General features: G+C 42.2%; 14 protein-coding genes. 9 read left to right on the forward strand and 5 right to left on the reverse strand.

From position 1 onward, the window contains the following. The first annotated feature begins 77 nt into the window (after positions 1-77). From recA to H589_RS0105750, 7 genes are all read left to right on the forward strand, one after another. A complete protein-coding gene (recA, locus tag H589_RS0105720) occupies positions 78-1,139 on the forward strand; it encodes a recombinase RecA (RefSeq protein WP_027721149.1) in 1,062 nt (353 codons plus the stop codon). Between the two features lie 111 nt (positions 1,140-1,250). After that, positions 1,251-3,893 carry an alanine--tRNA ligase gene (alaS, locus tag H589_RS0105725; protein ID WP_027721150.1) on the forward strand — a complete coding sequence of 881 codons (2,643 nt, stop codon included), beginning with the start codon at positions 1,251-1,253 and terminating at the stop codon, positions 3,891-3,893. A gap of 89 nt (positions 3,894-3,982) precedes the next feature. Beyond that, positions 3,983-4,411 carry a 50S ribosomal protein L13 gene (rplM, locus tag H589_RS0105730; protein WP_027721151.1) on the forward strand — a complete coding sequence of 143 codons (429 nt, stop codon included), beginning with the start codon at positions 3,983-3,985 and terminating at the stop codon, positions 4,409-4,411. 19 nt (positions 4,412-4,430) lie between these two features. After that, complete coding sequence (gene rpsI / locus H589_RS0105735; protein ID WP_027721152.1) at positions 4,431-4,823, forward strand: 30S ribosomal protein S9; 393 nt, start codon at positions 4,431-4,433, stop codon at positions 4,821-4,823. A 366-nt stretch (positions 4,824-5,189) separates the two neighbouring features. Next, positions 5,190-6,440 carry an EAL and HDOD domain-containing protein gene (locus tag H589_RS0105740; RefSeq protein ID WP_027721153.1) on the forward strand — a complete coding sequence of 417 codons (1,251 nt, stop codon included), beginning with the start codon at positions 5,190-5,192 and terminating at the stop codon, positions 6,438-6,440. A gap of 112 nt (positions 6,441-6,552) precedes the next feature. Continuing rightward, the gene (locus H589_RS0105745) at positions 6,553-7,923 is read left to right on the forward strand and encodes a sensor histidine kinase (protein ID WP_051249636.1); all 1,371 of its coding nucleotides are present in this window, start codon (positions 6,553-6,555) and stop codon (positions 7,921-7,923) included. A 19-nt stretch (positions 7,924-7,942) separates the two neighbouring features. Beyond that, a complete protein-coding gene (locus H589_RS0105750) occupies positions 7,943-9,211 on the forward strand; it encodes a radical SAM family protein (protein WP_027721155.1) in 1,269 nt (422 codons plus the stop codon). A gap of 203 nt (positions 9,212-9,414) precedes the next feature. Here the strand turns inward: H589_RS0105750 and H589_RS0105755 are convergent, their stop codons facing one another. Next, a complete protein-coding gene (locus H589_RS0105755; protein ID WP_035075149.1) occupies positions 9,415-10,452 on the reverse strand; it encodes an HD-GYP domain-containing protein in 1,038 nt (345 codons plus the stop codon). Positions 10,453-10,741: 289 nt separating this feature from the next. Here H589_RS0105755 and H589_RS20295 point away from each other — a divergent pair, with 289 nt between their 5' ends. After that, positions 10,742-14,089: a hybrid sensor histidine kinase/response regulator gene (locus H589_RS20295; RefSeq protein WP_051249637.1), complete on the forward strand. Its 3,348-nt coding sequence runs from the start codon at positions 10,742-10,744 to the stop codon at positions 14,087-14,089. Next, the gene (locus H589_RS19205) at positions 14,082-15,272 is read left to right on the forward strand and encodes an ATP-binding response regulator (protein WP_051249638.1); all 1,191 of its coding nucleotides are present in this window, start codon (positions 14,082-14,084) and stop codon (positions 15,270-15,272) included. Before H589_RS20295 ends, H589_RS19205 begins: the two co-directional genes overlap by 8 nt. Before the next feature lie 56 nt (positions 15,273-15,328). On the opposite strand, the gene hydF is transcribed toward H589_RS19205, so the two are convergent. From hydF to H589_RS0105785, 4 genes are read right to left on the reverse strand one after another with little or no spacing between them, the layout of a single operon-like run. Beyond that, complete coding sequence (gene hydF, locus H589_RS0105770; RefSeq protein WP_027721157.1) at positions 15,329-16,534, reverse strand: [FeFe] hydrogenase H-cluster maturation GTPase HydF; 1,206 nt, start codon at positions 16,532-16,534, stop codon at positions 15,329-15,331. Beyond that, a complete protein-coding gene (gene hydE / locus H589_RS0105775) occupies positions 16,524-17,543 on the reverse strand; it encodes a [FeFe] hydrogenase H-cluster radical SAM maturase HydE (RefSeq protein ID WP_027721158.1) in 1,020 nt (339 codons plus the stop codon). The genes hydF and hydE overlap by 11 nt, the downstream gene beginning before the upstream one ends. Then, complete coding sequence (locus H589_RS0105780) at positions 17,530-18,120, reverse strand: hypothetical protein (RefSeq protein WP_027721159.1); 591 nt, start codon at positions 18,118-18,120, stop codon at positions 17,530-17,532. Before H589_RS0105780 ends, hydE begins: the two co-directional genes overlap by 14 nt. After that, entirely contained in the window at positions 18,117-19,553 is a 1,437-nt protein-coding gene (locus H589_RS0105785) for an aspartate ammonia-lyase (protein WP_027721160.1), read from the reverse strand. Before H589_RS0105785 ends, H589_RS0105780 begins: the two co-directional genes overlap by 4 nt. Positions 19,554-19,580: the final 27 nt, after the last annotated feature.

The following is a 19,580-nucleotide window of genomic DNA, read 5'->3' on the forward strand; positions in this document are numbered from 1 at the left end:
AACTCGCTGCAAAGCTCTTGTGCATGTGACAGTAATCAAGAAAATACGTTGAAACGTCCAACTCAAATGGAGAAAAAATGAGCAAAAAATCAGTAAACCCCGATGAACTCCGCAAGGCCGCTTTAAGTACAGCCCTTACCACAATCGAACGTAAATTCGGTAAAGGCTCCATCATGCGCCTTGATTCAGATGCGACACAAAAGATGCCGGTCATTCCCACGGGATCTATCAGCCTTGATTTGGCTCTGGGAATCGGCGGTATACCTAAAGGAAGAATCACTGAAGTATACGGCCCTGAATCATCAGGTAAAACAACTCTTGCACTGCATGTTATTGCTGAATGCCAGAAAGCAGGCGGAACTGCCGCATTCGTTGATGCAGAGCACGCACTTGATGTAAAATATGCTAAACGTCTCGGGGTTAATACTGACGAACTGCTGATTTCACAGCCGGACTATGGTGAACAGGCTCTTGAAATTACAGACCTGCTTGTTCGCTCAGGCGCAGTTGATATCGTAATTATTGACTCTGTTGCGGCACTTATTCCGCAAGCTGAACTCGAAGGCAACATGGGTGAAACTCAGGTTGGCGGACAGGCTAGACTTATGTCTCATGCCCTGAGAAAGCTCACCGGAACGATTCATAAATCAAATGCAGTTGTACTTTTCATCAACCAGATCCGCATGAAGATCGGCATGACAGGTTATGGCAGTCCTGAAACAACTTCAGGTGGTAATGCCCTCAAATTTTATTCGTCTGTCCGTCTTGATATCCGTAAAATCCAGACTCTTAAGGATAAAGACGAAGTTTACGGTTCCCGCACAAGAATCAAAGTTATTAAAAATAAAGTTGCTCCGCCTTTCCGTGAAGCGCTTGTTGATATACTGTATGGAACAGGCATGTCTCGCGAAGGGGAACTTTTAGACCTTGGTGTTGATCATAATGTGGTGGATAAATCCGGAGCATGGTATGCTTTCGGCTCAGAGCGTCTGGGGCAGGGTAAAGAGAACGTACGCCAGTTCCTCATTGAAACACCCGAACTGCGCCAGCAGATTGAAGATAAGCTGCTCGTCCACCTTGGTATGAAAGAAGGGGAAGAGACAGAAGAGAAGGTTGACGAAGAGGCAAGCGCAGAGTAAAGCCTGTTGGCCCATAATAAATATTAGTGAACCTCGGATTTTCGGGGTTCAAATTTTAAAAACCGACAAGGAACGACCCTTGCGGTAATATATATTTTACGGAGACAGCCCATGAAGGCCAGTGAAATCAGAGAAAGATTCCTTAAGTTTTTCGAAGAAAACGGACACACAGTTGTAGAAAGCTCCTCCCTTATTCCTAAAGACGACCCGACCCTGCTGTTCACAAATGCAGGTATGGTCCAATTCAAAAAGACCTTTCTGGGTCAGGAAAAAAGAGAATATGTAAGAGCTACAACTTCTCAAAAATGTCTGCGCGTTGGAGGTAAGCATAACGACCTTGAAAATGTAGGCCGTACAGCACGCCACCATACTTTTTTTGAAATGCTCGGCAACTTCTCTTTTGGCGACTACTTTAAAGAAGACGCCATCAAATTCTGCTGGAAATTTCTTACAGAAGAACTGAATCTCCCTAAAGAAAAACTTTATGTAACTATTTACAAAGACGATGACGAGGCTGGAGAACTCTGGCAGAAGGTTGTTAATTTTCCTGCTGAGCGTATTTATAAGCTGGGCAAAAAAGACAACTTCTGGTCAATGGGTGATACTGGTCCCTGTGGTCCATGCTCTGAAGTTCATATTGATCAGGGTGAAGACATGAGCTGTGGACCGAACTGCGGTATCGGTAAATGTGACTGTGACCGCTATCTTGAAATCTGGAATCTAGTTTTTATGCAGTATGATCAGGACGAAGAAGGCAACCAAGTTCCGCTGCCACGTCCATCTATTGATACAGGAATGGGACTTGAGCGTATCACAGCTGTTTGTCAGGGTGTTCAATCCAACTTTGAAACAGACCTTTTTCAGCCAATGATTCAGACTGTAGCTAAAAAGGCCGGAGTAAAATACAAAGCCGATCCTGAAATTGACACTGCCTTGCAGGTTATTGCCGACCACTCCAGAGCTATTGCGTTCCTGATAACAGACCAGATTCTTCCTTCCAATGAAGGTCGAGGTTACGTTCTGCGTCGTCTGATCAGAAGAGCATTCCGCTTTGGACGCCTGCTCGGCCTGACTGACCCATTTCTATTTGAAACAGTACAGATGGTAGTCAAGGATATGGGCGGACAGTTCCCCGAACTAAATAGCAATAAAGACTTTATGGCCCGCATGGTCCGTGAAGAAGAAGAGCGCTTCAGCCAGACTCTTGATAAAGGGCTCATCATCCTTGAAGATGAAATGGAAGAGCTGAAAAAAGATGGCAAGAATATAATTTCAGGTGAAACAGCTTTCAAACTTTATGACACTTTCGGTTTCCCTCTTGATATCATCAACGATGTCACCGAGAAGCATGGCTTTACCGTAGATGAACCAGGTTTTAATGCAGCCATGAAAGAACAAAAAGATCGAGCTAAAGCTGCATGGAAAGGTTCCGGTGAGAAAAACAGCGCAGCCATATTCCGCCAGGTTCTTGAGGCAGGGCTGAAGAACAGCTTCACCGGTTACACAGATATGGTGACTGAATCCAGAATTGTAAATCTTCTTTCAGAAGAAGGTGAACACCTCGAGCGTATTTCTCAGGGGCAAGGCGGCTGGATGATAACGGCAGCAACACCATTTTACGGAGAATCCGGCGGTCAGATGGGCGATAACGGCGCTGTCGGCACCATGACCGGTAATGCCGAAGTTCTTGAAACTGTAAAAGCATCCCCTGAACTTACTGCCTGCAAAATTTTCGTAAGCGAAGGTGAACTGCTCCTTGAGCAGGAAGCCAAGCTGGAGGTCAACGAAGAAACAAGAGCGGCAACGGAGCGTAACCACACAGTTACGCATCTGCTTCATGCTGCCCTCAAAAAGATTCTCGGCGACCATGTAAAGCAGTCAGGATCACTGGTTGGTCCGGACAGATTGCGCTTTGACTTCACCCACATTGCAGCCATGACACCTGAAGAGATTCGTCAGGTTGAAAATGAAGTAAACCGTGCTATTCTTACTGACACTAAAGTGGAAGTTCAAGAGATGAGTAATAAAGAAGCTGCCCAGAAAGGAGCGACTGCACTCTTCGGCGAAAAGTACGGCAATGTTGTCAGAGTCGTTGATATTTCTGGTGAGTCCATGGAACTTTGCGGTGGTACACACCTTAGTTCCACAGGTGAGGCCGGAACCTTTGTAATTCTTTCCGAATCAGGCGTTGCTGCGGGTATCCGCCGTATCGAGGCTGCAACCGGATGGAATTCACTTGTATTCCTGCAAGAGCAGCGCGAAGAGCTTGCTAAAAGCTCAGCTATGCTCAAAGCAGTACCTGGACAGCTGTCTAATAAAATAGCAGCTCTAATGTCACAGGTTAAAGATCTGACCCGGGCCAATGACCAGCTTCAGTCTAAACTGGCTTCCGGGGCAGGAGCGGATCTTATGAGTTCCGTAGAAGAGATTGGCGGAATCAAAGTGATTGCAGCCAAACTCGAAGTTACAAATGTCAAAGCTATGCGCGATCAGACCGATGCACTTAAATCCAAGCTGGATTCTGGTATTATCTGTCTGGCTGCCAAAGTTGATGACGAAAAAGTTTCCCTGATAATCGCCGTAACCAAGGACTTGCACGATAGATTCAAGGCCGGCGCATTAATCAAACCCGTTGCAGCAGAGGTAGGCGGTGGTGGTGGTGGAAGACCTGACATGGCTCAGGCCGGAGGCACCAACCCCAATGGAATTGAAAAAGCATTTGCAACTCTAAAGAAGATAGTTGCAGAGTCCTAATCTGGAGGAAATGAAAATTTACACTTGACAGTTAACGGTCAATGTATTTATAGATCCCCTTCCCAGATTTCACGTAAGGAGCATTTCTAATGAAAACATATATTCCTAAGGAAGAAGACATCAACCACGAGTGGTATGTAGTTGATGCAGAAAATATGGTACTTGGACGCCTGGCAACTCAGATCGCCAACAAGCTGAGAGGAAAGGACAAAGCAATGTTCACACCTCACATGGACACCGGCGATTTCGTCGTAGTTCTTAATGCTGACAAGATCAAAGTTACAGGTAACAAGCTGGATCAGAAGACCTACTACAAGCACACTAACCACCCCGGTGGTATCAAATCCAGAACCCTCAAGGTTATGCTGGAAAGAAAGCCTGAAGTAGTTATCGAAACCGCAGTACGCGGCATGCTTCCTAAAAGCAGCCTCGGTAGAAAAATGATTAAAAAACTGAAAGTATACTCAGGAACTGATCATCCTCACACTGCACAGCAGCCCAAGACCCTCGAATTTTAATTAAGGGTGGAGCAATAATATGAGCAAAGATTTCAACTACGCTACCGGCAGAAGAAAAAATGCTGTTGCACGCACCCGTATGTATCAGGGAAGCGGCGAAATAACAGTCAACGGCAAACCTTACGAAGATTACTTTCCTCGTAAAACCTTGCAGATGATTGTACAGCAGCCCCTCAAACTCACTAAAAACCTCGGTAAATTTGACATTACTGTCAATGCTGATGGTGGTGGTGTTGCAGGACAGGCACAGGCTGTAAGACACGGTATTTCCCGTGCTCTTATCGCAATTGACCCTGAACTGCGCCCCATACTTAAACGTGCAGGACTCCTGACTCGTGACGCTCGTAAGAAAGAGCGTAAAAAATACGGTCAGCCCGGCGCACGCGCAAAATTCCAGTACTCAAAGCGTTAAGCCGTACTGCAGATTTATTTGCATGCTTATTCAGGCGGAATCGCATTTGCGATTCCGCCTTTTCAGGTTTAAACTATATACATGAACTTAATTATTCAAGTTATACCCAACAGCACTTTGCACATGCGCGGCATAGAAATTTAATTTTTTAAATTATTACTTGTGTCACAAATGAGATCTTTACTTTTTTAACAAAATTATTTTAACGCAATAGAAACTTTGGTGCTTTTATAATTGAATTATATTCAAAAACATCACCTGTTTCAAAAATATCTATGTTAGATATGCCACAAGAGCTAATTCTGACATGTCTCAGAAATAAGATTAATAAAAAAAATAAAGACAATATATTAAAGCATATAGCAAATGGCAAAAACACAAGACCAACTATACGACAAAATTTTCTTTGCGCGTCAACCAATTCTGACTCAGGATCAAAAACTCTGGGGCTATGAGCTGCTATTTCGTAATAGCAGCGACGCAACAAGTGCTATTATTTCAGATGACTACAATGCAACTTTAAATGTAGCTGCTGATATATGTGCTGCCCCGGGCGAAAAAATGCCCGACAATGTAAAGCTCGTTGTTAATTTTTCTCACAAATCAATTATGGACAAAGTTCCATATTCATTGCCGGCAGGAAAAACAGTTGTCCAGATACCTGAAACAACTCCACCTACGCCAAACCTGATCAATGCTCTGAAAGAGTTATCACGTGACAATTATTACATTGCTATCGATGACTTTGAAGGCAGACCTCAGGGAGAATTTCTGATTGCATACGCAAATGCGGTTATTATTGATGTATTATCAAAAGATGAAAAAACTCTTTGTAAAATTTGCGAGCACTCCAAACAATACGGTACTAAGCTGATAGCCAAGCGTGTTGAAAATATGAGTCAGTTCAAAATGGCTCAAAAACTGGGATTTGATTTTTTTCAAGGTTTTTATTTCAAACGCCCGGAAAATATAAATGGACGGAAGCTACGTGCAGGAGAAGCTGTTAAGCTAAAACTCCTAAAACTCATTGAATCCCCTACTCCTGATTTCGATATTGTAGCCGAGGCATTGCAAAACGATGTTTCCATAAGCTATAGATTGTTAACCTTACTCAATTCCCCTACTTTTGGCTTTTCCCAAAAGATCCATTCTATTAAGCAGGCAATAACTCTTGCCGGATGGAAAATGCTTAAGAATTGGCTACGCGTAATCCTACTCACAGATCTGACATCCAAAGAAAAAAGTCCTGAACTTCCGCTTTTAGCTACTCAACGTGCTAATTTCTTACAACTGGTCACTAAAGAGGCAAAAAATGGACTGCAACCCGAATCCATGTTTTTGCTGGGCCTTTTCTCTCTTCTTGGTGCTATGTTTGATATGCCCATGAGTAAAATCACTAAATTCCTTCCCCTGGAGAGGGAAATAAGCGCAGCTCTTTGCGGCGAAGATAATATTTACAATCGTTATCTGGAACTTGTATCTTTTTTTGAAGCAGGCGATTGGGATAACCTTGAGTTTGTTATCGAGGAACTGAAACTAGACGCTGTAGCAGTATCAAGAAGTTACTATGAGTCCAGTCAGTGGGCAAACAGCTTCTTTCAAATTTCCGGAAGTTAATATAAAAGGAAAACAGAGATTAGAAAGGCATTAATACCCTATGCCAACCAAACGACAATAATTCTCGTGAATAAATGTACATAAATGCAGCCATAAAGAGACTTACCAAAAAATGAATATTCTTATTACGAGCAAAAATCAGACTCTTCATACGATTATGCCAGAGCTGCATAAACAAGGCTATATCGTATCTGTGACTAGAGGAGCTAAAGAAACTCTCTTTACGTACGCCAGCCAGCATCCGGACATGATTATTTTTGCAGGGCAAGACGATATTCATGATACATTCAATAAAATACGTGAAGTCAACCCGAATGCGAATGCACTTTTTGTTATTGATACAAGCAAACCCGAAACATTTGAGAGCCTTCTTCAATTTCACAATGTCTCATTTATTCCAGCTTCATCTTCAAAAGAGGAAATCATTTCTGTAATAAATAGTCTACAGGAACAGATTGTATTAAGAAAAAAAAATGAGGATGATTCCAAACTTTATGAGCTTATTCTGCAAAGTCTTCCTTTTCCAGCTCTACTGATTTGCGATAAAACTAATGTTCCGATACTTGCCAACAAAGCCGCACATGAACAATTACCGACTTTTGACTATGAAAGTGAGCTTCCATTCATATCTAAACTTTCAGAAGATGTGCGCAGTAATATTTTCTCAGATATTGAAGCTTACCGAATCCATTCTCTCAATTCAATAAATGCATATGATCGATTCTGGGATCTCACCATCGATCAGGTCGCACCATCTGTATTCATGCTGCTGGCGGTAGATGTAACCAAACAACGACAGCAAATGCAACTCAGAGAGGAAATGGAGCGCATCACTAGGCACGACCTGCGCTCTCCCACTGCAACTATTGTCGGCATGTCCCGCATACTTGAAACAGAAGCACAGCTGGATGAAGAATACCAGCCACTTGCACAAATTTTACGCAAAACCGGTGAAAGAATGATTCGTCAGATTGATACATCATTGACCCTCATCAGACTTGAAACAGGATCACTTGTTGCTGACGCACATCCTTTCAATCTTTACAGCGCAATAAATGCCGGAATTGGAGATTTAAGTCAGCTGGTTGAGGAAAAAAACATTGAGATTGTGACCCTGCTCGAGGGAGAACCTCTCCAGGATGAATGCTCAATCGTCTGCTACGGAGAAGCTTCTCTCATTATCACTATGTTTTCAAACTTACTGAAGAATGCTGCTGAAGCAGCACCTGAAAACACCATTATCACTATTAGTATGAAAGAAGACAGCACTTCAATCATAACAGAGATCCACAATCTCGGAGAAATTCCTGAAAGTATCCGCAACAATTTTTTTGACCGCTATACCACCTTTGGTAAGAGAAACGGAACCGGGCTTGGAACATATAGCGCGCGACTGATTGCCAGAGCCTCCGGCGGTGATATTTCATTTAGAACATCCAGTGAAAAGGGAACCACCCTTATCACCACAATTCCCAAACCATAACAAAAAACAGGACCATCTAATGGCTTCTAAAAAGAAACCCCGTCCACTGCTTGTTTTTGCTGACAAGGACGGTCAGCTTTTCGATCACCCTGAACTTCTGATGATGTGTCGCAGAGGTGATGAACTGGCACAGCCAAAGCCTGAAGAGTATATTCCACTTCCTCCAGATAGTGAATTTTTCCTGCTTCCAGGTAGATATCCAATTGGACTAAATCCTGAGACTGGCGAAGTTGAAGAAGTTGAAGGAACTGCTGTTGCCGCTTTTGCCTGCCCCGGACATACATTGACAGGACTTGCTGCTTACTCAAACTCAGAGGATGCTCCGGTATTACCTATGTTCGCATATGGAGCTGTCGGCTATGCCAATGGTAAATTCTGGATAACGGCTAAAGTCGTAGATGAAGATAAACGCCAGGTATTTACAAAAATACCGCGTACAAAAATTGATGCAGGCGCTCAGCGTCTCATGAAAGAATTTCCCGAAAACAGACTGGTACGCCATTTGGCAGGTTGTGCTTTGACCTATGGATGTCCTGCTGCAAAAAATCTTGCTCTTGGACGTTTTGAAGCTCCGCTTCCTACTGCAAGGACATGTAATGCTCGCTGCATAGGGTGTATTTCTGAACAGCCGGAGGATTCAGGTTTTCCATCCACTCAGGAGCGTATTAAATTTACTCCTACAGCTGAAGAAATTACTGAAATCATGCATTACCATGCTCACCGTGAACGCAGGCCGATTTTCTCTTTCGGACAGGGTTGCGAAGGCGAACCACTCACTGAGCATGTACTGCTTACCGAAACGATTCAAAAATATCGTGACGCTGGTGGTAAAGGCACAGTAAATATCAATACAAATGGCTCAATAACTGAAGCAATGGAACCACTTGCTGCTGCCGGACTTAATTCAATCAGAGTCAGTTTAAACAGTTTGCGTGAGCCGGTCTACAACGCCTATTACCGTCCCAAAGGATATAAATTTGAAAACGTTGTAGCAACGATTTACAAGGCTAAAGAACTTGGGCTTCACGTCTCTTTAAATTACCTCTATTTTCCCGGCATAAGTGATACAGAGTTTGAAATAAGCGCACTCACTGATGTTGCTAAAGAATGTAAACTGGACTTTATACAGTTGCGCAACTTGAACATCGATCCGGATTTGTACATGGAGCTTATGGAACCCTATGACTTCGGTCCGGGCATGGGCTTCATCAATTTCCGTAAACGCATCAAAACTGAATGTCCGTGGATCGGGTTTGGATATTTCAACCCATACTTAGGCGATAGGTAAGATAGTTTTATTTCAGAAACACAAATGTCAGTTTTACGTGCACTACCATGTGATCAGTCTTTAATAGTCACGTGGCTGTAAAATAATTATGAATACTTACAAAGTCCTTACCATTTGGTGAGGACTTTGTTTTATTATTTTATAAAGAGTTAACTACAGATCAGAAATGAATACTGAATTTACTTCATAGTTGAGCCCAGATTCTACTCACGATACTGCTCCTTAATCCTTATGATTTCCTCAATATTCTTAAAAAATACTTCAACCAGCTCAGGATCGAAATGTTTTCCACGCTCTTTCAAGAGTAGATCAAAAGCCTTTTCATCGGACCAAGCATCCTTATATGGTCTCCTGGACGTAAGGGCATCAAAGACATCCGCAATTGCAACAATGCGTCCTTCAAGTGGAATATTTCTACGATAAAGCCGATTAGGATACCCCGTACCATCCCATTTTTCATGATGAGTCAAAGCAACACTTTTAGCTGTGCTCATAAGAGCGTTGTCATGATTGCCTATAATAGTTCCACCTATTACAGTATGAGTTTTCATAATATCCATTTCTCTATTGGTAAGTTTGCCCTGTTTACTGAGAAGACTATCAGGGATACCAATCTTGCCTACATCATGCATAGGTGCTGCATTTAGCAGTATATCAGCTTCGCTGCTGCCAAGCCCGTATCCCTCAGCAATGGTCCGGCTGTATTTGCTCATACGAATAATATGGAGACCTGTTTCATTGTCACGGAATTCTGCTGCAATTCCGAGACGCCTGACGATTTCCAATCTAGTTGAATATAAATCTCTTGTTCGCTCAGCCACCTGCTGTTCCAATGCAATAGCCTGATTATGTAAGGCCAGATGAGTCCTTACACGAGCCTTAACAATATCGGGATTAACAGGTTTAGTTATGTAATCAACTGCGCCAAGTTCAAAACTGTAAGCCTCGTCATCTTGAGCATCTCTTGTGGTAACAAAAATAATCGGAATAGTGCGGCTGTTTATATTTGCCTTCATCCTTCGGCAAACTTCAAATCCATCCATGCCGGGCATCATAACATCCATCAAAACGATGTCAGGAGGTGAAGATGAATCCACAAGACTCAATGCCTCTTCCCCATTAAGAGCCACCTTTACCTTATACTCATCCTTGAGGATCTCAACGAGAATCTCAATATTCGTGGATATGTCGTCAACTACCAAAACAGTCTGGATGGATTTCTCTTCTATTTTGATTTCCATACTTCCCCGATTGATAAATAATTCTGAACATTCAATTTACATCCACAAAATATGAATCTCATAATATATTTATATATTATTTTACTGTCCCAGCACAAAACTGCATATCCATCTAACAGCAGAAAGCATTACATATATTAATATTTCAAAAGTTCGGACAACGCTCCATAAAAGACAATAATATTAATATATTTAACATACTATGTGATTTTTACATGACTGCAGTATACCACATTATTATTTTATGATAAGAAGAATAACCTGGTTTAATTTATTTTAGGGGTTAAGAATGAATAATTTTCATAGCTGGCCACTTGTGGCCATTCGCAGCTTTCTGTTAACGGCTATCACCCTTTCTATTTTAGCTAGCGCAGGATGCTATTTTATGTATCAGCAAGAGGCTACTTCAGTAGAACAAGCCATTAAAATGAATGTAAGGATGCATAATAAATTATTGTCACAAAAAGTTAGTCTGGATTTAAAAAGTCTGTTCAACGACATCCAACTTGTAAGCAGTCATGTTGATGTTCGCAGGTTCCTGCAAAACAAATCATCAACAATACGTTCTGAACTTGAAACAGAATTCATATCTTTGTGCAACATCCGCAAAGTTTATGATCAGGTCAGAATTCTAGATAACAATGGCATGGAACTCATAAGAATAAATAACAATAACGGATCCCCTGCTGCCGTAAGTCCAGAAAAACTTCAAAATAAAAACAGCCGCTATTACTTCAAGGAATCTCTGAAGTTAAAACAAGGTGAAATATTCGTCTCTCCATTTGATCTTAACGTTGAAAATGGAAAAATTGAACAGCCGGCTAAACCTATGATCAGAATATCCATGCCAATTTATGGCAGTTCAAAACAACGGGTTGGTATAGTTGTTCTCAATTACCTTGGGCAACAAATCATTAATGATATAAGAAATGGTGAATCGATCAATAATTTAATGATTTCGATGCTTCTTAACAATGAAGGTTATTGGCTTTTGTCCCCAGACCATTCACAAGAATGGGCCTTTATGTACAAAGATCGGCAAGATCTCAAATTTGGAACCGTCAATCCTTCGGCATGGGAACATATAAAATCATCAATGGAGGGGCAATTCATTACTCCACAGGGAATTTATACCTACTCTACGATCACAGTTTCCCATGAGGCTGCCCAAAAAGAAATCACCGGGAATGTTCGGACGTGGCGAATAGTTTGCCTGACCCCCAATGCATATATCAATACAATGCTTTCAAGATCATTCACCCGTTATCTTATAATATTTTTCGGAATAATTCTGATAATCTTTTTTGGAGCATTAACAAGGGCCAGATATATAGCTGCCCAAGTTTCCGGACAGCATAAGCTAGAAAGAGCTAAACAGGCGGCAGAAGAGGCCAACCGGGCCAAAAGCGATTTTCTGGCAAGAATGAGCCATGAAATACGAACCCCGATGAACGCTATCATAGGGTTAACTCACCTGGCTCTTAAAACAAATTTATCCGCCAAACAGAGTAATTATCTAACGAATATTGATACTTCTGCTAAATCATTGCTTGGCATCATAAATGATATTTTAGACTTTTCCAAAATAGAAGCAAATAAACTGGAACTGGAACTGGTAGATTTTCTTTTGGATGATGTTTTTAATGATATAATCACTATGCTTAGCCTTCAGGCTGAGCAAAAGGGGCTTGAACTTTTACTAATGGTAGAAAGTACTGTCCCCAATTTGCTTGTAGGTGACAGGCTCCGCCTTGGACAGGTACTATTAAACCTGACAGGAAATGCAATCAAATTCACCGAATCAGGTGAAATTATTATTTCGGCCAGTCTTGTTGAAGAAGCCGACGGAATAGCTAAAATCAAATTTTCTGTTAAGGATTCCGGTATTGGCATTACCCAAAAACAATCAGCCATGCTTTTTCAACCCTTCGCTCAGGCTGATGGATCTATCTCTAGAAAATTTGGTGGAACCGGACTCGGGCTGACAATCAGCAAACGTCTGGTAGAGTTAATGGGCGGCACTATGGAACTTAAAAGTGAAATAGAAAAAGGCAGTGAATTTATTTTCACTATTCCTTTTAAACTGCAGGCTAAATATTCTCAAGAACACTACATCTACCCTGACGATATCAGAGGTATGCGTGTGCTGGTTGCTGATGACAGCAAAATGCTACGGACAATAATGAATAAGGTTCTACAATCATTTACATTCGATGTTGAAACAGCAGAAAGTGGAGTACAAGCTTTAGAATTATTATATAAACATGATAAGTCAGATCCTTTCAAACTGGTCGTCACTGATTGGAGAATGCCGGACATTGACGGCATTGAACTGGTACGAAAAATAAAAGGGAGCAGTTTTCTTGAAAACATCCCTAAAGTCATCATGCTTACCGCATATGGTCATGAAGAAATACGTCACAGAGCAGAACAGATTGATCTGGATGGATTCATGCTTAAGCCGTTTAATCGCTCTATTTTATTCGATACAATTATGGATGTCTTTGCCCATGAGGATTATCGTGTAGGAAGTCGCATTCCCGAAAAAGATCGATATGGAGTTCCTGCAAACGTTGCAGGGATCCATATTCTGATAGCTGAGGATAACGAAATTAACCAGCAAGTCGCCCGCGAAATCCTAGAAGGAGCCGATGTTACCGTCTCAATAGCTGAAAATGGTCAGAAGGCTATTAACATGGCCAAGACCAACACTTATGATATGATACTCATGGATATTCAGCTACCTATAATGGATGGTTTTCAGGCTGTAAAGATTATCCGGGAGGATGAAAGACTGCAGTCCATCCCCATAATAGCTATGACTGCACACGCCCTTGTCGGTGACAGGGAGAAAAGCCTGCTGGCAGGTATGAACGATCATGTCACAAAACCTATTGATCCTGATGTACTCATGGAAACAATTTCCAAATGGCTGCCTGAAAAAAAGAACCATGAATCAATACAATTGCCTCCTGTATGCAGAAACGGAGAACCCCCGGCCATCTTTAAAAATTTATCTGGTATCAATGTAGAAGAAGCTCTAGCCAGAGTTAGAGGAAACATGATGCTTTATAGAAAACTCCTCGTAAATTATGCTCACGACTGCAGCAACTTATACTCAAAACTTTTCTCTAGTATATCGATAAAAAAATATGAAGAAGCTCTCCCTCTAGCGCATACCATGAAAGGAGTTTCGGGAAACATCGGCGCCCATATTTTGCAACAATCTTTTCATGAAGTTGAAACAGCTTTGAAAAATAATCCTGAAACAGCTCTCTCCCTACTGCAAAATCTTGAGCCTGAAAGAACGCGTGTTATTGAGAGTATTCTCAAAACTTTTCCACCGAACAAAATAGACAGTTGCAGCGCTGAAGATAATTGTGAAACTGACATCTTTCTGTCCCAAAAAACTCACAAGCTATTGCCTCAGTTAAAAGTGATGTCAGATCTTCTGAAAAAACATGATGTAGAGGCCAGGCATATTTATCGTTCAATGGAGTCTGAGCTAAAACATGCTGCACCTAAATTCACAAATGAATTAGGAGGTATACTAGATAAATTTGACTTTACGTTAGGAAGCAAAATCGTTGACCGATTTATCGCTGAATGTGAGCAGGAGGAAAGCAGTAATGGATAAAGCACGAATTTTAATTGTTGACGACACTCCTGCTAATTTGGATATTTTAAGTGAAATTTTAATCCCTGACTATAATGTGAGTGTGGCAATTAATGGAGGTGAAGCCCTGCAAATTGCCTTATCCAATGAACAGCCGGATCTTGTATTGCTTGATATCATGATGCCTGGAATTGATGGATATCAGGTGTGTACTATGATGAAGGCCGACAGAAGTACTTGTCAGATTCCAATAATATTCGTGACGTCCATGAGTGAGATTGAAAATGAAGAAAAAGGGTTAATGATCGGAGCGGTCGATTATATTATCAAGCCAGTAAATCCAGCCATAGTTTTGGCTAGAGTAAAAACACACCTTTCGTTGTATAACCAAAGCCGAATGCTGCAAAATATGGTCACCGAACGAACTCGTGAACTTGAAAAAGCCAAAGAAGATGCTGAGTTAGCAAATCAGGCAAAAAGCTGTTTTCTTGCCAATATGAGCCACGAGCTGCGTACGCCCCTCAATGGCATTATTGGAATGGTTCAACTCCTTCTGGCAAGCCCCTACACTGAAGAACAGGAAGATTTTCTCCAGGACACATTGAAATCATCTTCCAGAATGCTTAATATTGTTAATGACCTATTGGAATTATCCAGTATTGAAGCTGGGCAAGTCCATCTATGTCCCTCCGATTTCAAAGCAAAGGAGAGTATAGATCAGGTTCTTTGCCTCTATCAGGATATTGCAAAGCAAAAAGAAATAAATTTTACCAGCTCATTGGAAACAGATATCCCCTCAACTCTTTATGGAGATATTGGGCGTATCCGCCAAATCCTTATGAACCTGTTGAATAACGCATTTCGTTTCACCAATAGCGGGGAAATAGAAGTATCAATCAAATCATGGACAGAAAATAAAACTGGTCCATGCGAGTCATCTCCAGTGGTTATTTGTATAACTGTCAGGGATAGCGGTACAGGCATTCCCGAGGAGAAACAAGCGTACATTTTTGAGTCATTCTCCATCGGAGAAGATTTCATGACAAAAATATATAGCGGTGCGGGATTGGGCCTTTCCATCTCAAAACATCTCGTAGAACTGATGGGCGGACATATCTGGATAGAGAGTCAAGAAGGTGTAGGAACAGCTGTCAGCTTCACTGTTCCATGTAATGTCTGCAAGATTGATAAGGTAGAAATATAGACATACGGGGCTAATCGCCCCGCTGACTGTGATTCAGTTCAGGAAGGAGTTCATTTTTAAAATAATTTAAAAACCTTAATAATCCTGTCCAGAACCCCCTGAACTTTGGATATGGCAATACCATAATTTGTAATCGGCACTCCGCGCATTGAGCATTCACGCATACGACGCAGCATCTCAGTCCTATTCATCATGCATCCGCCGCAATGTATCGCCAGCGCATAGTCTTCAAGATTGTCCGGAAAATCATGTCCTGAATACATGTTGTATTCAAGACTCTTTCCTGTGTACTGGGTAACCCAGCGCGGAATTTTCACCCGGCCTATATCATCTGCAACATCATGATGTGAACATGCCTCGCACATCAAAATTTTATCCCCGTCTTTCAAATTGTCTATTGCTTCAGCTCCCTGAACCAGCCCCCGAAGATCACCTTTAAAACGTGCAAATAATGTGGAGAAAGTTGTCAGAGGTATGTGCTCTGGAACTTCAGCTGCAACTTTCAGCACGACCTGTGAATCCGTAATTACAAGTTTCGGATCTGTTTTAAGAATTTCGAGGGCTTCGCCCAGTTCTCTTTCTTTAACTGTAAGTCCCATGGCGTCGCTGTCCAGAACATCACGCAGTACCTGTACTTGTGGGAGGATAAGTCTGCCCTTGGGAGCAGCCAGATCAACAGGAACAACGCATAAAACGGTGTCCCCCTCAGTAATAAGATCACCTATTAACACAGGCTCTTCTTTAAATTCTCGCGGAGCAGATGCAACCAACTTATCTTTAAGACATTTTACACCTGAACCGGAAAAAGCCGATACAATCAGGTAAGGCAACAACCTAGATTCACAGAATGAAATATCACTTTGGGAAGGACTAAACATATCAGCTTTGTTAAATACAATAATCACCTGAATATGCATTTCCTGAAGAGTATGAAGAATTTCATGCTCTGGACCACCTATTCCGTTTTCATCAACAATCAGCAAAGCCATATCGGTACGATAAAGAATCCTGCGGGCAGATTCTATACGCTTTTCTCCCAGCTGTCCGGTATCATCCAATCCGGCAGTATCATAAAATGTGACTGGACCAAGCGGGAGAAGTTCATAATGCTTAGAAACCGGATCTGTTGTCGTTCCGGGATGATCTGCAACTATTGAAACTTCCTGTCCTGTAAGAGCATTAAGAAGTGATGACTTCCCTGCGTTGCGCCTTCCGACAAGAGTAATCACCATACGGACACCTCTAGGTGCTTTATTGGACATTAATAAACTCCTGATCCTGTTCATTCTTATTAGGGGATTTCCCCTGCAACGAAGATAATTGATATCCGGCATTGCACACACGCTGCTGCAACTTACCGATAGTTTCTTTGACCGATATCGTGGATGAATTCTTTCCGGGATAGATTGTATATCCTGCCCTTACCTGTTCAGGAGTGATCGAAGGCATTATAACATTTGCCCCGGCATAAAGTCCCAGTTCACGTCCCTGAGCCGACAAAGCATCCAAAGCACTGGTTGACGGTATATTGCAAAGGGGATTCATTATACGCAACAGCGCTACTGCCCTCAGAGACTCGTCCATAGCTCCCGGAACATTTTTTCCCAACGGAGTACAGGGATGAGGAACGAACGGTCCCACAGCAATCATATCAAGTGCAAGACGGCTCAGTTTCAATAGGTCCTCAGCCAGAATTTCAACAGTCATGCCGGGCAATCCTGTAATTATTCCAGATCCGGTTTCATAGCCAAGCTTCTGAAGTGTCTCCACATTTTTCAGGCGTCGTTTTATACTCTGCCCGGGACGAAAACAGGAATGCAGCTTTTCGTCAAAAGTCTCAGCTTTGAGCAGATAGCGGTCTGCACCACAGTCACGCCATAATTTATATGTATCTTCACTCTGATCGCCTAAACAGAGGGTTACGGCTAACTCTGTATTTTTCTTAATCTCTTTAATAATAAAACCAATATGCTCAAAGCCAGAGGAGTCCTGTTCGCCGGATTGAAGAACAATTGTCCCCATACCGGATTCAATTGCTATCCTCACAGTTGCAAGGATAGAACTCCTGTCCATCGAGAATCTGCCAAGGGCTTTATTGTCCATACGTAACCCGCAATAATGGCAGTTTTTCCGGCAGTGATTACTGAATTCAATAACTCCTCGTTGAAAAATGCTACGATCGAAAATGCTATCCCGTACCTTTCTTGCATTCTTAAACAGCAGTAAAGAGTCCTGCTCCTTCAGAAGATCTATAACCTCATTCAGGAGCATGAAAATCGGCCTTACATCCTTTTTCAAGAGCAAATGCGTACTCTGATATAATTCTAAATGCTGCAAGTTCGGCATGAGTTCCGTTTGTGGGTATTCTGCCGGATTCAGCACAGGTGAATAATTTTTCAACAGGGACCTCAACAGAACACCAGAATCCTTCAGGAGTCATAACTTGTGAATAGGCAAAATGCCCAAATAAAATCCGGTCATCTATTATGAGAAAGGGCAGACAAGGACGAATCGGCATCTCATAAATTGAGATCCGCTCCTTAAATTTCAGCTTCAGCTCCTGTAAAAAAATACGTGAGTGATCTAGGTCCTGCCTGATTGAATCATTGCTGGCTTTTGGACGCAAAACTTTCATAAATTCACCTACCCATGGGTATATATCAATATCGGGAAGGCAAAAAATCATAAGAGAAGGGCCGCTTTCTTTAGCCAGAGCGGAATTTAGACTTCCGCTGACGAATTCATTATTTGCAAAATTCCCATATGGTGGTGCATAAAGGACAATCTGTCTGCGGGCATTCTTAAAAACTTTGTGAAGTCCAATCTCTTCAATACCGGCGAAGATCATGACTCCTCCTCAATGAAGTTCAATGCTGAATACGTGTCTTCAGAATATCCAAGTTGACGCATACGGTCTGGACTGAACAACTCGGCAATGATCTTCGGGTCAAGATCAAGTTCTTTTGCTGCAGCCTCTATAATAGAAATATTATTATCATCGGCATGTCGAGCAATCTGCTCTGCTTTTTCGTATCCAACATACGGAACCAGAATCGTGATTAAAGACTTTCCAGCATAAACATTACGAGTACATTTTTCTGCATCAGGTACTGCATTTTCAAGGCAAAGACGGTGCAGCATAGGGACTGCATTATTTAAAAGATTCAATGATTCCAGCAAACATTGAGCCATTAGCGGCATAAACTGGTTCAACTCCAGATTGCCAAGCGCAGCAACTTGTCCGGCCAAAGAATCGTTGGACATAACACGTAAAGCCGCCTGCGAAACAGCTTCTGGAATAACCGGATTAACTTTTCCAGGCATAATGGTTGACCCTATCTGCAGTGGCGGAATACACAACTCCCCCATTCCGGCACTGGGACCGCTTGATAACAGTCGTACATCGTTACTGATTTTAAACAGATTTACTGCGCAAGCTTTAAGCATAGCTGAAACTTCCACCAAACTGTCCAGATTCTGAGTCACATCCACCAGATTTTCGGCCCGTGCTATCTTTAAACCTGTTATATGACGCAATTCATCGGTTACACGTAAAATATAATCGCGCGGCGCTCCAAGACCAGTTCCAACAGCGGTCCCCCCTAGATTGACCTGCTTTATTCTTTCCCTGCATTTGAAAATACGCCAGCGGTCACGGGAAAGAGCCTCAGCCCATGCTCCAAAGGTCATTCCAGCTGTTACAGGGACGGCATCCTGCAATTGAGTTCGGGCAATACGAATCAGGTTATTGTATTCCTGTTCTTTTCTTTGCAGGGTTGCCTGCATATCGGCAATAGGCTGTTCAAGTCTTTTTAGCTCATGAAGAGCTGCGACTCGGAGAGCTGTAGGAAATGTATCATTAGTCGACTGGTGCAGATTCAAATGGTGCAAGGGATGAACTTCGTAAGATCCGTAAGGTTTGCCGAGAAGCATACTTGCACGATTGGCAAGAACCTCATTTATATTCATATTGGTAGAAGTTCCGGCCCCGCCCTGAAATGCATCAACGGTTATATGTTCGTGATGATCCCCTTCAATCATTTCAAGGCAGGCCATTTCTATAGCCTGAGCAATGTGCTGTTCTAAAAAACCGAGCTTGGTATTTGTTCTGGCGCAAGCCAGTTTTACCTCAGCATATGAACGGATAAATATAGAAGAAAGCCTTTGACCTGAAAGCTTAAAATTCTGCATTGCCCTTGCTGTATGCGGACCGTACATGGCTGCAGAAGGAATCTCAATGCTCCCGAAAGCATCATTCTCTGTGCGGAAATTAGAAGACATTTTCACTCCATAAAAAGCTCCGGCTGA

Origin of the sequence: Maridesulfovibrio zosterae DSM 11974, assembly GCF_000425265.1 — a bacterium.
GTDB lineage: Bacteria > Desulfobacterota > Desulfovibrionia > Desulfovibrionales > Desulfovibrionaceae > Maridesulfovibrio > Maridesulfovibrio zosterae.